The 15,748-nt window shown below is 39.8% G+C and carries 16 protein-coding genes; all 16 read left to right on the forward strand.

What is annotated here, in order from left to right:
- Positions 1-166 precede the first annotated feature (166 nt).
- On the forward strand, positions 167-1,243 hold the full coding sequence (locus tag M1F56_RS01125; RefSeq protein WP_247916583.1) for a replication initiator protein A: 1,077 nt from the start codon (positions 167-169) through the stop codon (positions 1,241-1,243).
- Positions 1,237-1,404: a hypothetical protein gene (locus M1F56_RS01130; protein WP_247916584.1), complete on the forward strand. Its 168-nt coding sequence runs from the start codon at positions 1,237-1,239 to the stop codon at positions 1,402-1,404. The genes M1F56_RS01125 and M1F56_RS01130 overlap by 7 nt, the downstream gene beginning before the upstream one ends.
- A 4-nt stretch (positions 1,405-1,408) precedes the next feature.
- Positions 1,409-1,675: a thiopurine S-methyltransferase gene (locus M1F56_RS01135; RefSeq protein ID WP_247916585.1), complete on the forward strand. Its 267-nt coding sequence runs from the start codon at positions 1,409-1,411 to the stop codon at positions 1,673-1,675.
- A gap of 23 nt (positions 1,676-1,698) precedes the next feature.
- A complete protein-coding gene (locus M1F56_RS09690) occupies positions 1,699-1,833 on the forward strand; it encodes a hypothetical protein (protein WP_256963772.1) in 135 nt (44 codons plus the stop codon).
- Between the two features lie 2 nt (positions 1,834-1,835).
- Complete coding sequence (locus M1F56_RS01140; RefSeq protein ID WP_001231372.1) at positions 1,836-2,051, forward strand: helix-turn-helix transcriptional regulator; 216 nt, start codon at positions 1,836-1,838, stop codon at positions 2,049-2,051.
- A 290-nt stretch (positions 2,052-2,341) separates the two neighbouring features.
- Positions 2,342-2,650 (forward strand): hypothetical protein, encoded by a 309-nt coding sequence (locus M1F56_RS01145; protein WP_247916586.1) that lies wholly within the window; start codon positions 2,342-2,344, stop codon positions 2,648-2,650.
- A 16-nt stretch (positions 2,651-2,666) separates the two neighbouring features.
- Positions 2,667-3,473: an LPXTG cell wall anchor domain-containing protein gene (locus tag M1F56_RS01150; protein ID WP_247916587.1), complete on the forward strand. Its 807-nt coding sequence runs from the start codon at positions 2,667-2,669 to the stop codon at positions 3,471-3,473.
- A 26-nt stretch (positions 3,474-3,499) separates the two neighbouring features.
- Positions 3,500-7,786, forward strand: coding sequence for an SspB-related isopeptide-forming adhesin (locus M1F56_RS01155; RefSeq protein WP_247916588.1), 4,287 nt, complete (start codon positions 3,500-3,502; stop codon positions 7,784-7,786).
- Between the two features lie 63 nt (positions 7,787-7,849).
- Positions 7,850-8,338: a hypothetical protein gene (locus M1F56_RS01160; RefSeq protein ID WP_247916589.1), complete on the forward strand. Its 489-nt coding sequence runs from the start codon at positions 7,850-7,852 to the stop codon at positions 8,336-8,338.
- A gap of 74 nt (positions 8,339-8,412) precedes the next feature.
- Positions 8,413-8,637, forward strand: a complete 225-nt coding sequence (locus M1F56_RS01165; RefSeq protein WP_247916590.1) for a hypothetical protein — start codon at positions 8,413-8,415, stop codon at positions 8,635-8,637.
- Positions 8,638-8,664: 27 nt separating this feature from the next.
- Positions 8,665-9,411: a hypothetical protein gene (locus M1F56_RS01170; protein WP_247916591.1), complete on the forward strand. Its 747-nt coding sequence runs from the start codon at positions 8,665-8,667 to the stop codon at positions 9,409-9,411.
- 124 nt (positions 9,412-9,535) lie between these two features.
- Positions 9,536-9,874 carry a hypothetical protein gene (locus M1F56_RS01175; protein WP_247916592.1) on the forward strand — a complete coding sequence of 113 codons (339 nt, stop codon included), beginning with the start codon at positions 9,536-9,538 and terminating at the stop codon, positions 9,872-9,874.
- Positions 9,875-9,889: 15 nt separating this feature from the next.
- A complete protein-coding gene (locus tag M1F56_RS01180) occupies positions 9,890-10,363 on the forward strand; it encodes a hypothetical protein (protein WP_101776592.1) in 474 nt (157 codons plus the stop codon).
- A gap of 48 nt (positions 10,364-10,411) precedes the next feature.
- A complete protein-coding gene (locus M1F56_RS01185) occupies positions 10,412-10,759 on the forward strand; it encodes a PrgI family protein (protein ID WP_247916593.1) in 348 nt (115 codons plus the stop codon).
- On the forward strand, positions 10,719-13,073 hold the full coding sequence (locus tag M1F56_RS01190; RefSeq protein ID WP_247916594.1) for a VirB4-like conjugal transfer ATPase, CD1110 family: 2,355 nt from the start codon (positions 10,719-10,721) through the stop codon (positions 13,071-13,073). The genes M1F56_RS01185 and M1F56_RS01190 overlap by 41 nt, the downstream gene beginning before the upstream one ends.
- Before the next feature lie 25 nt (positions 13,074-13,098).
- A complete protein-coding gene (locus M1F56_RS01195) occupies positions 13,099-15,735 on the forward strand; it encodes a phage tail tip lysozyme (protein ID WP_247916595.1) in 2,637 nt (878 codons plus the stop codon).
- The last annotated feature ends 13 nt before the right edge of the window (positions 15,736-15,748 follow it).

Raw genomic sequence — 15,748 nt, forward strand, 5'->3', positions numbered from 1 at the left:
TATGACAAGACAGGAGTTAATTCAAGAAATAATGTCTTTGAGACAGTTGACAAGCCATGAAGCAGATGTAGTTATTTCACTGTTAGAAAGACAAAAGATGATTACTTTTACGCCACAAAATCAGCTTGCGTGTAATCTGAACTCATTCCAGGTGGGGTATTGATTTATGGCATATGGAAGAAAAAGTTTAATTCAAATTCAAGCTACAGAGATTCATTATCAGCTTCCTAAAGTCTTAGTTGGAACAACTTATTATCAAAAATTATGTGCTGAAGCAAAATTTGTCTACATGTTAATCAATGATCGCTTGAAATTATCACTTCAAACCGCTAAAGATACTGGAAATTTTGTGGATAAAAATGGTGATGTATATGTCATCTATCCGAATAATGAACTATGTCAAGATACTGGTTATGGGAAGGATAAAATTATCAAGTTGAAGAAAGAATTGATTAAATATCACTTGCTTGATGAGGAACGTCAAGGCATGAAACAGCCTAATAGATTGTATCCGAAAAATGTAATTTCAGATCCAGAAGTATTGAAGATGTCTTTTGAAATAGCCCCAAGTCCTTGGGAAATCTATGAACTCGGAAATACCGAAATCAAGAACTCGGAAATACCGAAATCAAGAACTCGCCAAAGCAGAAATCAAGAACTCGGAAATACCGAACCAAGTAATAATAATCTAATTAAGAATGATAAAAGAGATTACGATACTAATCGATACGAGGGGGAGTCATCTTTATCTGATTTATCAATCTCTGAAGCATTTAAAATGGGGCAACATGGTTTTCTTTCTCCTCAACTAGTTCAGAAACTCAGTTTATTTGGGAAAGATGCGAAAATTCTTGAAAATAAAATCTATCAAGCAAAACGCCAAGTTGAGAAGAATTACAACAACCTCTTAGCTGATCAGGAAATTTATGGAGAGGTTTGGCTGCAAGATCTTGAACGTGAGCTTGATAAATTGATTTTCAAAATTAAAACAGGAGAAGCTGAAGGAAAATCAATCCAGAATGTCCCAGCCTACTTCTACAAAATGATGATTCGCTTCTGGAAAATGGCTCTACTTATCGAAAAAGAACAGGGATTTATGGAGCTATCAGGACAAAGTGAGCACGCTAGAAAATTCCCTGATGAGTGCCCTGGTCTGATTGCATACTATTATCCAGATAAATTGTCGGAGACGAAACTCAATAGCTATTTATCAGAACTGTCTAAGGGAGTTGAAACATGTTAAAAGATGAATTTAGACCAATTGATGGCAAAGTGCTATCGATAGGTCGTAGCCCGAAGGAGAAAATCTACATGATTCCTAAAGCTGTTTTTGATTTACCGAAAAAAGAAAGAGCTGAGAAACTCAGCCAAATTTTCTCATCATGGCAACAGAAAGAGGATTGATTTTATGGGATTGTTTAATCAACAAGAGAGGATTTACAGAGGGCAAGCTATGAGGGCTACACCTTCACAACCAGTTCAAGAGATTGAAATGATTGTAGAGTATTTTGATAAAACGGTAGACAGTATTTCCGTCACTTCCAACTTAGAGGAACTAGAAAAATTGGTATCAAGTTCATTTGGAACAGGAGCGAGCATGAATTTTACATCCGCGACTCCGCCGTTTTCTATCAATCCTCGATGGGTGAAGAAGATAACTTATCGGACGAAATAAGTAACGATATCAGGAGGATAGTAATGTTTAAACTAGTTACAATGGCTTTATTATTGATCTTAGCTTATGGAATAGGGCTTGTCATGCTGGAGCTGAAGAATGCTCCTCTGATGGATGATGAAATACCATCAAGTCCAAATAATGAAGGAGACAAGTAGATGTGAGGAAACAAACACAAAATCGTATCAGAGAATTACGAAAAAAAGCCAGGTTGTCACAACAAGCCTTGGCTGATCAGATAGGGGTGTTTCGCAACACTATCTCGAACTGGGAGACAGGATATAGTCAGATAAGTCTGGAAAATGCCAAAAATGTAGCAGAATATTTCGGGGTAACCATTGACTACCTACTAGGATCAGAATCGGACCAAACCTAGTACAGATAAATCTATATTGACCGAGAAGTCATTAAACTACAGAACTTTGAAAACTGAATACAAGGCTTGCCCTGATACAGCGTGGCTATGGATAAAAAAAGAAACGGGGGCGAGCAGCAAACTAGAAAATGATATCTAGTCCAGCCACTGAACGAAAAAGCATGACAAAGGTCATAAGCTGAAGGAGTAAGGGTTACTAGACTATAAACCCAGCGCATGAAATACCGATGTAAAAATACGTTTTTACACAGCACGGCGTTATTTCGCCTTTCAACTTCAAGGAGAAATCTATGATAGATGAAACAACTGTCCGCTTAAGGGACTTAAAAAACTTAGGAAAACAAGGAGGTGCGACAGCTCGCTTAGAGGACGGAACAGACCTTATCCTGAAGCCAGACTATGCAGTCAAACAGGCTAGAGGATACGTAGACGGTGTTCTAAAGGATGTTGAATTTCATTTGCCTTATAAAAAGGTTTATGATCAAATTCGCACTATCAAAAAAGGAAGCCATATCGTGGCTAGGAAAGTCAGAAGTCCATCGGGAGTGGAACTTCGCTTGACAGGAAAAGGCTACAAGCCTAAGAACACTAAAAATTAGAAAAGGAAAAATTAAAATGAACAAGAAACAAGTATTAGCTACACTATCAACAATCGCACTAGCACAAGCTGGATTTGTATCAGCTGATGAAGTAACACCAATTGATTCTTCTGCTCCAACAACAGAAGTCGTTACCCCAACCACCCCAAGCGCTTCAACAGAAACAGAGGCACCAGCAGTTCAGCCAACAGAGCCTTCAGTTACTCCAGTTGACCCAACAATACCAAGTGTACAAGACAAAGACAACGCAGGAAGTCTTGACGGAGTGCCAGCTGATAAACCAGCACCTTCAGATAAGCCACAAGACAAGGATAATGCAGGTAGTCTCGATGGTGTTCCAACACCATCAGATAAACCACAAGACAAGGACAACGCAGGAAGTCTTGACGGGGTGCCAGCTGATAAACCAGCACCTTCAGATAAGCCACAAGACAAGGATAATGCAGGGAGCTTAGATGGTGTTCCGAATGAACAGCCAAAAACTACTGATCAAGCGAATCAGCAAGGGAAATCTCAAATTGGAACAACATCTACATCAACTGGACAGGTTGTCCATGATGTGACCAAAGAGCCCGTTGAAACAAATACAGGTGCGTCTATTGTTAGCACCCAAAACGGAAATGTAGTCCTTTCAGATGGTTCTGTAGTGGCTCCAGAAGAAGTTGGTGGAACAGTTAACGAAGATAAGACTATCTCTGTTACTGATTCAGAAGGCAAACTCAAAACACTTCCAAACACTGGGACTGCAGAAAGCATTCTGGGTGCTATTGGGGCTATGTTGTTGACGGCAGTCAGCTACGTCTACAAGAAGAAAATGTTTTAAGGTGAAATGGAAAGGGAAACAATTAAATGACAGAAAAAACACAAGGACACGGATATTTCCGTAAGAAAAAATGGGCTAAAGGCTTAGTATCAGGAATTGCAGTTGCAGGTATTGTAGCCTTCTCTGCAGGTTCTGTATTGGCGGATGAAGCAGTACAGCCTGAAACTAAAAACGACAACAACGCATACGCTAAACAAGCTGGCAAAACAACAGGAAGCCAGTCTGTAGCGATTGATAATGGAGCAGTCACAAAGGCTGCTGACAATGCCAAAAAAGCTGGAGTAGTTGTATCTGAAACATCAAGTGTTGATAAGGGAACAGATACCACTGCTCCAAAACTTGAACAGTCTAAGTCTGAGATTAAACAAGATCAGGACAAGCAAGTCAAGGAACTGGAAGAAACGACTACAAAACAAGTCACAAACAATGAAGCCTTCCAGGAAGCGCAGGAAGCTATTCACGCTAATAATCAATTTGTAGCTGATAAAAAAGCCAAACATGAAGGGGCAACGACTGTCACAGTGACGAATGACGGTTCGACTGCCACAGATGGAACTGCCGACAAAAACAAGAAAGCTACTCAAACAGCTAAACAAGTCTTGTCAGATAACCAACAAGCAGTAACAAAATACCTGGGTGAAAAAGCTAAGTATGATGCTACTGTTGAACAAGCTACTGCTCTAAACAAAGCGGTAGAAAGCGCATCTGTACAGCTGAAGAAAGAAAAGGTTGACGTTAAAGTCGTTACACGTACGGTCTCTTCAGTCGCAGAAGTAGAAGCATTGAAGAAACAAAATGACCAGGCTATTGCGACTGCAAAAGCCAAAGTGGAGCTTAACAAAGCCCTGATGGCTGCCTACACAGAGAAGAAGAATGCTAGTGATCAAGTCAATCAAGATGCTGATCGTAAGTCAGCAGATTTGAAAAATTCTGGTGTACTTTTAACTTCTAAAACACAGGAAGTTTCTTCAGTAGATGAAGCCAACAAAATTGCCAAACAAAATCAAACGGCCTTTGATAAAGCTAAGCAGACCCAGGCTGAATGGCAGAAGAAATACAATGAACTTCAATCTAAAACAAGTACGGAAGGGTTCACAAAAGAGGTTGTCTTACAGGCTCTAAGTCTTGCAACAGCTAATCCTGAAGCAACAGTAGAGTCCTCTGCTTCAGGAGCGCAGGTAACTACCAAAGATTACATCGCTTCATCAAATGGAACATCAGGCTATACTCGTGTTCTTGACTCGACTAAAGTCTTGAAATACAAAGATGTGGGCAATGGATGGAAAACAGAAATTGACTACACTAATCTGAAAGGTTTGACTGTTTCAACTGCAGATGGTAAAAAGCATGATATTTCTCGTATCCATCGAAAATTCGAGCTTCTTAATCAAGGGAAGACAGGATTGAATGATGTCTATGTCTTGAATGATCCAACAGAAGGATTCGTGGTAGCTCGTAACGATGGAGCTGGTGGAGCAGCAGACTACATGAATTTCTTGGTTACGGATACCTACTACTACAATGTGGATGGGAAAGAAGTGGCCTTCCAAGCAAGTGAAAAGACTCCTGCAACCCTGACCTATTCCTCACTCAACCATAATCTTATTGGTTGGGAAGGTGCGAAAGCCATTAACGGAACTCATGTTGAAATTAACGGCTCAACTGTAACATATAACAAGGATTATGGTTATGTTTACGCTGAAGAGTACAATCGTCAAGAAGATGTAGGTCATCTTTGGGATACATCTGACTCACCTTACCAATATAAGGGCGCTGCACTTGGTGTTTTCAAGGAAGGGACAGCCTTCACAACCGAATTTATTCAATGGGATGGACCAGATAATCCAAGTGGCCAAACCTATTGGTTCGCTTTGAATACAAAGGTTGTAACGCCAGTCGTTGAAGTTCCAGCTACGGCAACTATCACAAAAACAACCGTGAAGCCAGTTAAGACTGAACCTGTATCAGCTGAATTGGTTAAAGCGAAAAATCCAGTTAAGCCAACCTTGGCTCTTAAAACACTTTCTGAGACGAAAAATCAGAAGTTATCAGCAAGCTATCACGGCTACAAGTTGAAGTATAAGCCAGTTGTCAGAAAATCTGTAGCAGATACAGATAAGACCAACACAGATGGTAAAACAGTAGCTAAAAACGCTACTCAGCTTTATACATTGACCCATGACAATATCTATGCGAACCTGAAAAAAGGGGACAAGATTACCATCATTGATCCACTCGAAGCTGGAGCAGTTCCTGATGTAGCTGTCACAAAAGCAGCGGCAGAGAAAGCAGGATGGACTGTTTCATATAATGCAGGAAAGAACACATATACCTTTACTGCTACCTATCAAGGAAAACGCTTAGAAGCTCCAGTGATTACCTGGAAGCCAATCTATGATAAAGGATTTTACGATAATACCTACAAGGTTTTAGTAAACGACTATGAAGTTTTCTCAAACCCTGTTACGAACTACACACCGAAACCACCAAAACCAGTCAAAGCTGTCCTGGATCGTTCTGGTAAGAATATAAACGGGGCGACAACATTCGATCGCAACGTGACTTTCCGATTGATGACAGATTACAGTCCTTACACCAAAACACTTGCTTCAACACAAGCGATTGGTAAGAAGTTTGCTATCCTGGATGATGTTCAAGACAATGCCTTCAAAGTTGACCACAGCAAGATCAAGATGACTGCTGCAGGACAAGATGTGAAAGCTCTCTTTGAGATGCATCACGTCCTTTCAGACAAAGGACGTACAGATGCAATCAATAAGATTCTGAAAGAATTAAACTTGAACCCTAAAGGTGAGTTCTATCTTTGGACACCGAAGAACTCTCAGAGTTTCTACCAAAATTACGTGAAGCAAAATAAAAACGTGACGATTGATCTTCCAGCGAAGCTTTTGGTTAAAGCAGGGGAAATCGTGAAGAACGATTTTAAACAGATTGATTTTGGTAATAGTTATCAGTCAAATCTTGTAACAGTTGAAGTTCCTAACGTGAAACCCGAAAAGCATGCGCTTGATAGAACAGGTAAAAAGGTTCTTGATGGCAAAGAAGCTCAATTAGGCGACTATATCCAGTATTTTCTTAACGGTGTTACTGTTCCAGAAAAACATGATACGTTGTACCAATATGACGGTTTGGATAAACTCGATACGAAGCATGATCGCTATACTGGTAATTGGAAAGGTATCATCAAGGGTACAGAATATACAGCAGAAAAAGAGCTTGTGTTGCCTTATGACGTGACATTGAAAAATGGTAAGGTTATCAAAGCAGGTGATAAGATTGCCAAAGGTAGCACTTATGCCTTTACATTTGAGTTTAACCAAGGTACCAATTCAGAGTTCATCAAGAAACTTGTGACTGTTAAGTGGGATGCCAAAGGTGGTCAATGGTCTTACGTTATCAATCAAGACTTCCTTAACTCCCTAGGAGTAAAAGGAACATTTGATGCTGACTTCTACATCGAGGTTGAGCGTATTGAAACTGGTGATAAGATTGAGAATACCTTCATCAATATTGTCAATAAACAAGAAATGACCGCTAAGGTTATTACTCGTACACCAGAACCACCTAAACCAAAACACCCAGAAAAACATGCGCTTGATAAAACAGGTCAGAAAGTTCTTGACGGTAAAGAAGTTCAAATGGGTGAATTGATTCAGTACCTTCTTGACGGTGCAACTGTTCCAGAAAGACACCATACGTTGTACCAATATGACGGTTTGGATAAGCTTGATATGAAGCATGACCGTTATACAGGTAATTGGAAAGGTGTCATCAAGGGTACAGAATACACAGCAGAAAAAGACCTAACGTTGCCTTACGATGTTATCCTTAAGGATGGTAAGCTTATCAAAGCAGGTGATAAGATTGCCAAAGGTAGCTCTTATGCCTTTACCTTTGAGTTCAACCAAGACACAAATTCTGAGTTTATCAAGAAACTTGTGACTATTAAGTGGGATGCCAAAGATGGCCGATGGTCTTATGTCATCAATCAAGATTTCCTAAAATCTCTAGGAGTTAAAGGAACTTTTGATGCGGACTTCTACATCGAAGTAGAACGAATTGCAGCTGGAGAAGTTGAGAATACTTTTGTCAATATTGTCAATGGACAAGAAATGATTGCGAAGGTAACAACCCACACTCCAGAACCACCAAAACCTGAAGAACCAGGCAAGCCACAACCGCAGCCATCACTTCCAAACACAGGAACCGCAGCAAGCATGCTTCCAACTTGGGGAATGATTTTGGGATTGATGACTCTTGCAGGAGCAGGGCTTCGTAAACATAAAAAATAGAACATCTAGAAATTCCCCCTCATCTATGGTATAATGAAGCCATAAAAAAGAGGGGGAAGAGAGATGAGAAAGGACACGAAAATGGATGCACATGTGACTAGAAGTGGATATAGATACTACACTCCAACTCAAAAAAAATCAGAAGTCACCAAACCTGAAGAAGAGAAGAAGTGGAAAAAAGGCCTACGTGGGCTAGGAAAAGCCATCTGGTCAGGAATGAAGAATCTACCGAGTGTGATTGTGAGAGCTGCCGCTTTGATGGTTGCGACTCCACTCATGTTTCTCCTCTTTATCTTTAATCTGATTAAGAGCTTGATTGCTACAGCAATTGGTTGGGTTGTATTTAAGGTTGTTGTGGCTTTTCTGGTTATATGCTACTGGGCATTTTTGACAAAAGAAGGTAGTGCTCCAACAAGTGTTGAACATTGGTTCAAAGATTGGATAATGCCTGAAGGTGTTCCAATTTATCACTGGTGGGAAACGACCATTATCGTTGTCTTAGCTGTGATTACAGCTCTCTCTCTAACCTTTCGTCCAGAGGATGAAAAATAGTATTAAATAAACAAAGTAGGTACTAGGAATATTTCTTAGTACCTTTTTTATAAAAAGAAAGCGAGAAAAAAATAATGGATGCAGTTGTAGATTTTATTAACAAAATTGGAAATATCGGTGGGATTATCGGTATTGGTTGGGCGGCTTGGGGTGCCTGGGATTTAGTAATCGGAATCAGACGGGAATTAGATGATAAAAAGGATAAAGGACTTCAGAGTATCATATTGGGCGCAATTATTGGTGCTGTTTTAAAAGCTCTCTTTACAGCTTTGGCTTCAGGTCTTCAATCTCTTGGCTAGTATGAGGAAGAAAAAGGAGGTGGTTTTATGAACCAATCCACACTTGATCAACTAACCATGAGTCTGAAAGACTATAATGCGACAGCCTATCAGCTGATGGAGACAGTTTCGGGTTCGATGGAGAAGGTAGCAATTTTGCTTCTTCTCCTTTTTATGGGGATCAACCTCATGAATTGGCACCAACAACTTAAAAGCAATGGTGGGGAGTTGTCTTTTCAGCTTTGGATTGAAGAAATCCTCAAGTATGCCATCGCCCTATTTTTTATCCTATATGTGGATGCGATTTTCGATGCCTTGTCTTGGTTGTTTAACGTTGTAATTAAGGCGGTGGCTAGCGCAAGTATTAGTCCGTATGAAACTGAGTTACCAGATTTAAAAGGAGTCAATGCTATAGCTAAAGCTATGCTCCAGTTTATTTATTGGGTCGTTGATTTTGTTGGTCAGATATCAACTAAGTTATTGATCTTGTTGCGCTCCTTTACGCTTTACACGTATAAGGGAATCGCTAAAATTATTGTCGCTTGTTACATGGTGGATAGCCTACGTCCAATTTGCTTCGGCTTCTTTAAGCTCTATATTGCGGCTGTCCTTCAGGGATTGATTCTAGTGGTTATTATCATGCTTTACCCAGCCATTGTCACGAATGATCTCTTGACAGTTGATAAGACTGGAGCCTGGACAAGTGCTTTAGTTGCTATAGCTAAAGGAATTATTTACATTGTCATGCTATTTGGCAGCCAACGCATGACCAAAAACATCATGCAGGTGAACTAGGATATGGTATAATAAAAGGAGAATGAGTGATGATTGAAAGGAGTATAATAATCCTATGAGATCTACTATAAAAAATTATTATGAAAGGTGGACGAAACGGCATGAACGCCGATACAAGGAAGCCTTGAATTACTATAAAAAACAGTCAAAAGAGGCATTGTTAGCAGAATTGACAGAGCTGGAAATAAAAAAAGAGAGAGCTTCTCGTAGCTGGAAATTGTTGGTAGGTCTCGTATTAACGATTATTTTTTCGGATGATTTGAAACGCCTTCTTGCGATTTTATTCTCACCTCTAACAGGTGTACCTACCAAGGAATTGAACGAAAGTGTATTACTGAGTATCATTATAACACTGTTTATAGTTTTGCTATTTTTGACTATTTTAGTTTATAATTTTAGTTACTCGTTGTTATTAAGACGGTATCTCATTTTAAAACGTTACATAGAAGAACATCATACCTGAATATAGGAGACGAACTTGTATAGAAATCGATTTTTTGAAGTATTAGAAAGCCCTTATACACCTTATATTGCAGTAGAGTTAATCTACGCAATAGTTACCATTTGGTTTAATATCAGTCTTGGTAATTTGAATAAGCAACTAACACATCATTTTGATATTGATAAAATGATAACTCGGAAAGATGTGACGATTGCTTCACATGTTATGTCATATAAGGATAATTCCTCTTGGAACTATTTACTATTTGGTATTGTGTTGATTATTATCGGTTTTATGATACCTATAGTTTATTCAGTGATAAATAAGTCTAGTTATAAAATAGAAACAATCAAAAATTTCATTTGGTTTATTATCGTCATAGTTTCAGTGGTTAATTTCTTTTTAATTACTTCAATTTCGAAAGCTCTATTAAGTCCGATAATTATAGCAACTTTAATAGTGTGCGCAGTAGGAGCAATATTTGGAACTTTTGCAATTTCTAACACTTAAAAGTATAAGGCAGCCATTATGGCTGTTTTTTTTAATGAAAGGAATAGAATGACACGTTTAGGCAGTGAATTTTTAAAGGCTTTAGATAGCTATGAAAGGCCAGTTTTAGGGTATATGACACTGAGACAGTTGGTGCTATTATTTGGGATAGCATTGACAGTAGTTGTCACTACTATCCTCTATTGGCTGAAGGCACCTGATATAATCCTTTATGGCGTTGATATTTTATTATTAGCGCCTTTTGTTATTTTCGGGTGTTATATTGATGAAAAAATTAAAGATGAGATCCGTTTCCTTTTGACTAAACAGGAACGCTCTTATCAGACAGACTATGACAGAAAGGAATATACAAGAAATGAATTTATTCGGCCGAAAGAAAACCCTGAAACTCTCTAAGGAAGAACGGGAACGGGCCAAACGTCTAAGACGTACCATGACGGCATCTACACAGAATAGTCTTAATTATCAATGGTTGATGCCTGATGGGCTCATGAAAATTACAAATGATCAATTTTCAAAGACCTATCGTCTAGGTGATACAAGCTATATTACTGCAACAGACGATGAGCGAATTGATATCATTGAAACAAACGCTGATATTTTTAATTCGCTGGATATTGATAATGATATGCAGCTCTTGATCCTGAATCGTCGAGTAGAAAGCAATAGCTTATCTTCTATCCGCTATGATTTGGTTGGGGATGGATATGACGATTATCGTAAAGAGTACAATGCGATGATCAATGATCGTTTCTCTCAGGAACAAAATACCTTCAAGGTGGAAAAATATCTGACGATTACTACCCAAACAGACCAGGATCATCAAGCTAGAAGAATCCTCGATGATACAGCCAGCGTTATTGAAAGTCAATACAGTGGCTTAGGAATCTCCTTTAAGGAGTTAGAGGGATTAGATCGTCTTCTTATCTTCCGAAAACTCTTGAGGCGAGAAGGTTTTATTGATTTTAACTATGAAGACATCGCTATTTCTGGATTATCCACCAGAGACTTTGTAGCTCCAAACTATCTGAAGTTTGAAAAAGATCATATGAAAATTGATGATTGTTTCGCAAGGGTGATGTATGTTAGACAATATCCTACCTTCTTGAATGACAAACTGATCAAGAATATCCTGGATACAGGAATTGAATTGGCTATCAGTCTGCATGCGAAACCCTATGATACTGCAGATGCCCTGAAGAAAATCAAGACAGTTAAGTCAAGTGTACGTAGGGAAATGATCAAAAGTCAGAAGACTGCCGCAAAAGAAGGTTATGGAAGTGACCTGGCCGTTGGTGGGAAAGCTGTGGAGACATCTCGTGAAACAGAGAAATGGACTGAAGAACTCCAGGACAATGACCAAAAAATGTTTTCAGGTGTGATGACGATTTTCTTCATGGCTGACACTCTGGAAGAGTTGAATATCTACACAGAGCAGGTTCAACGATCTGTCCGTAAGAATACGGTAGACCTGGATAAGTGTTACTTGTACCAGGAAGAATCCTTGAATACGATTCTACCGATTGGGATTCCATTTATCAATGTGAAACGCCGTTTTATGAGAGATATGACTACCAGTAACTTGGCCACACAAGTTCCATTTACCAACGTAGATCTTCGATCTAGCAGTCCACGTGCAATCTATTATGGCCAGAATCAGCTCTCTAAGAACGCTATCACAGTTGACCGTAAAAAAGACTTGAATACAGGTTCAGGTTGTATCTTTGGGATTTCAGGATCAGGAAAGTCAGTTCTTGCCAAAGGAGGAGAGATTATTCCTACCAAACTACGTTACCCTGAAGATAATACCATTATCGTCGATCCTGAAGATGAATACAGTGATATTGGCCGAGAATTAGGTGCTGAAATCATCACAATCGCTCCTGGGTCGCAACATCACTTTAACTTGTTGGATCTCCCTGATAAGGATAAACTGCAGGCAGAAGATAGTGACCCGATTGGCCAAAAATCAAACCTCTTATCAACCTTGTTTGAGAATATATTCTCTGAGGTATCAGACGATGAATTTGCGATGATTGACCGTGTAACGAGAAAGACTTATGAGGAATTTGAAAAACCAACATTTAAGGATTGGCAATCAGTTTTAGAACGTCAACCTGAAGATGTAGCCAAGGATCTGGCGCTGAAGGCAGAACCTTATACTATCGGTTCAAACGATATCTTTGCTCATCCTACAAATGTCAATATGAATAGTCGCTTTATTATCTTTAACCTCAAGCAGTTGAGTGGTAAATTGAAGCCATTTGCCCTCCTGGTGATTCAGGACTTCATCTGGAACCAGGTAGTCAATAACCAAGGTAGAACCATTACATGGTTGTACTTTGATGAGTTGCAGCTATACTTCAAAAATAAACTGCAAGCAACCTTCTTTACAGAACTATACTCACGTATTCGTAAGTACGGGGCTATTCCAACAGGGATTACACAGAACCCAGAGACTGTTTTATCTACAGAAGAAGGTAGAAAGCTAGTCGCAAACTGTGAGTTTTTAGCCCTCCTGAAGCTGAAGCGGACAGACCTAGAAGCCTTGGAGCAGGTCATCCCTCTTACACCTTCACTGGAGCGATTTGTTTTGCGACCAAAAGCAAAAGGTACTGGTTTGATTGTGGCTGGAGATACGATTGTTCCATTTGAAAATCCTATCCCTAAAGATACCAAACTGTATCAATTGGTAGCTACAGATAGTTAAAAAATAGAAAGAGAGGTGATTTCTTTTGTTTGAAAGTGATCCCGATCAATTAAAACAGGAGCGTAAGCGGAGAATCAAAGAAGGATCCTCCCAGAATGCAGAAAAAAATCCTAAAGAAGCACGTTTAGACTCAAAAGTTGCATTTAAAGAAGCTAAAAAGAATTATCGCTTAGCGAACAAAGATTATAAACTACACAAAGGACCTCAAGCAACAGCTAGAGGTCTTTTCTTTAAGCAACAACGTGATCGAGCAAAGTTGGAAAAACAAATTGCAACAACGCTCTATAAACGAGCTAAGAAGGCTGATGATAGCTATATTCCCAATCGTATAAAGAAACGAACAAAACAAAGTGCCCGAATGAAGCTGAGGCATGATGTTGAGAAGACAATCCGAGATAATGATATTCTTGGGAACTGGGTTCAGGCGAGGCAGAATATACGTCAGTTAAAGTATCAGTTAAACGCATCTAAAAGAGCAACGAAGGCTGCAGGAAATCTGTCTAAGTACTCTATCAAGCACAGCTATGGACAGCTCAATAGAAGCTATAATTTCATCAGAGGGCGAGGGTATACTCGAACACCTAGAGAGTTCTCCTGGGAAGGAAAACTCAGCAAAAAGATGAAACAGGCCAGAAAGCGACTTGCACGTTCAAAGTTTGGGAAGGTGTCAAGAGGGACAGGAAAGGTTTTGAAGGTTGCGACAAAGCCCCTGCGTTCCATCTTATCCAATCCTTTAGCTGTCAAGTCCTATTTCTTAATGTTCCTCATCTTTGCTGTTCTAGGGGTATTTATGGCCATATTTGGAGGAAGTGGTCCTGTCCAACAAAATGAATTTGACCTGAACAAGTCCTGGCTTCAGATCAGTAAACGAGATCGAGAGAAGTCAAATGATAAGGTCGACTATTGGACGAACATCGATGATATGCTCTTTTTCATGAACTTTCGCTACGGTAGTGACTGGAAACCAGAAAGTAACTGGAATGAGGGAACTGGTGGTGAATGGGCTGGGACGTTAGGTTTTAATCACTATTCTGATGCCTTGAATGATCTTTGGAATCATTTGAATGATGACCCTCACAACTTGAAAAAGATGGCTGACTTATATGGCTCCTCATCAGATCTAAAGTGGACTAAGTTGAGTGATAGTGAACTAGAAGAGTATAAAGAGTTAGAGGAGTTGACTAAAGAGGTTGGTCGATACCCCTCTTATCAAGAACTAGCTAACCCCTTTTACCAGGAGGACGACCCTTCTTATCAAGCTCCTCTAGTTATCCTGAAGCGGTTTGGTTATACTTCAAAAAGTGAAATCTATGAGAAAACACAACTAAAAGCTTCAACAGGGCAAGCTATAAGAGCTCCTCTTGAGGGTAAAGTCAGTGTGACAGATGATACGACTGTATCCATCAAGACAGATAAAGCCATCTTTACTTATGAAGATGTAGGAAATATCCGTGTTTCTGACGGTGATCAGGTCAAGGCTGGAGACGAGGTTGGGAAGGTAACGTCAAATGGTTACCAGGTCATCCAGTATCAAAAATTGGAGGAAAAAGAGACAAAGGATAAGAAAGAAAAGTGGACATCAGTCAATCCAGGCTTTTACTTTCAATCTGTCACGTACAATCAGACAACCTCAGTCATTACTACACTTGATGGTGACTTAGGACAAAAATCACGAGCGATAAAAGACTTCCTGAAGCAAAAGGTACCAGGGCTGACAGATAATGGTTTGGCAGCCATGCTTGGAAACTTTGCTACAGAAAGTAATATCAATCCTAAACGTGCTGAAGGAGACTATCTTAGCCCACCAGTAGGGGCTGATTCTTCCTCCTGGGATGATGAGTCCTGGTTAGCTATAGGAGGACCTGCTATCTATGACGGTGGGTATCCAAATATTCTTCATCGAGGTTTAGGATTAGGTCAGTGGACAGATACAGCGGATGGTTCCACCAGGCATACTTTATTATTGAATTATGCAAAATCCAAAGATAAAAAGTGGTACGATTTAGAGCTGCAGCTGGATTTTATGCTGGAGGGAGATACTCCTTACTATATCACTGAACTAACCTCAATTCTAACCGGCACAGAAGACGTAGAAACACTTACAGAGCGTTTTCTGGTTAATTGGGAAGGGAATTCTGGAGACAAGGTCTTAGAGCGCCAGAATAATGCTAAACAAATCCACGCTTTTCTTACCCAACAAGTTCGAGGAGGCGGAGCGTTAGCATCCTCTTGGGATTTCCCTGCAGAGTATCAGTCAAAAGTGGAACACCCTCCTACCCAGGCCTCCATGACGACACAACAAGGAAGCGGCTACCCAGTTGGTCAGTGTACTTGGTATGCGTATAATCGTTTAGTCGAACTAGGAACGATTACGGACTTATCAGGAGCTTATGGTTATCTTGGTAATGGTCAGGATTGGGTAACAAGCCTAGTCGCAAAAGGATGGCGATATAGTACGTCTCCAACGAAAGGAGCCGTTGTATCAGTTCTAGGTGGATTTGGTGGGACACCAGGTGAATACGGCCATGTTGCTATTGTGGAAGCTGTAAACTCCGACGGTTCATTCCTCGTTTCGGAATGTAATATCCAAGGTGTACAGGATAAGGTACATTTTTCTGTCCTATATCCAGCTTACTACTATACGTTTGCGACGCCGAATTAAAAAAGAAAGAAGG

This window comes from Streptococcus oralis, from assembly GCF_023109005.1.
GTDB classification, from domain to species: Bacteria; Bacillota; Bacilli; order Lactobacillales; family Streptococcaceae; genus Streptococcus; species Streptococcus oralis_BU.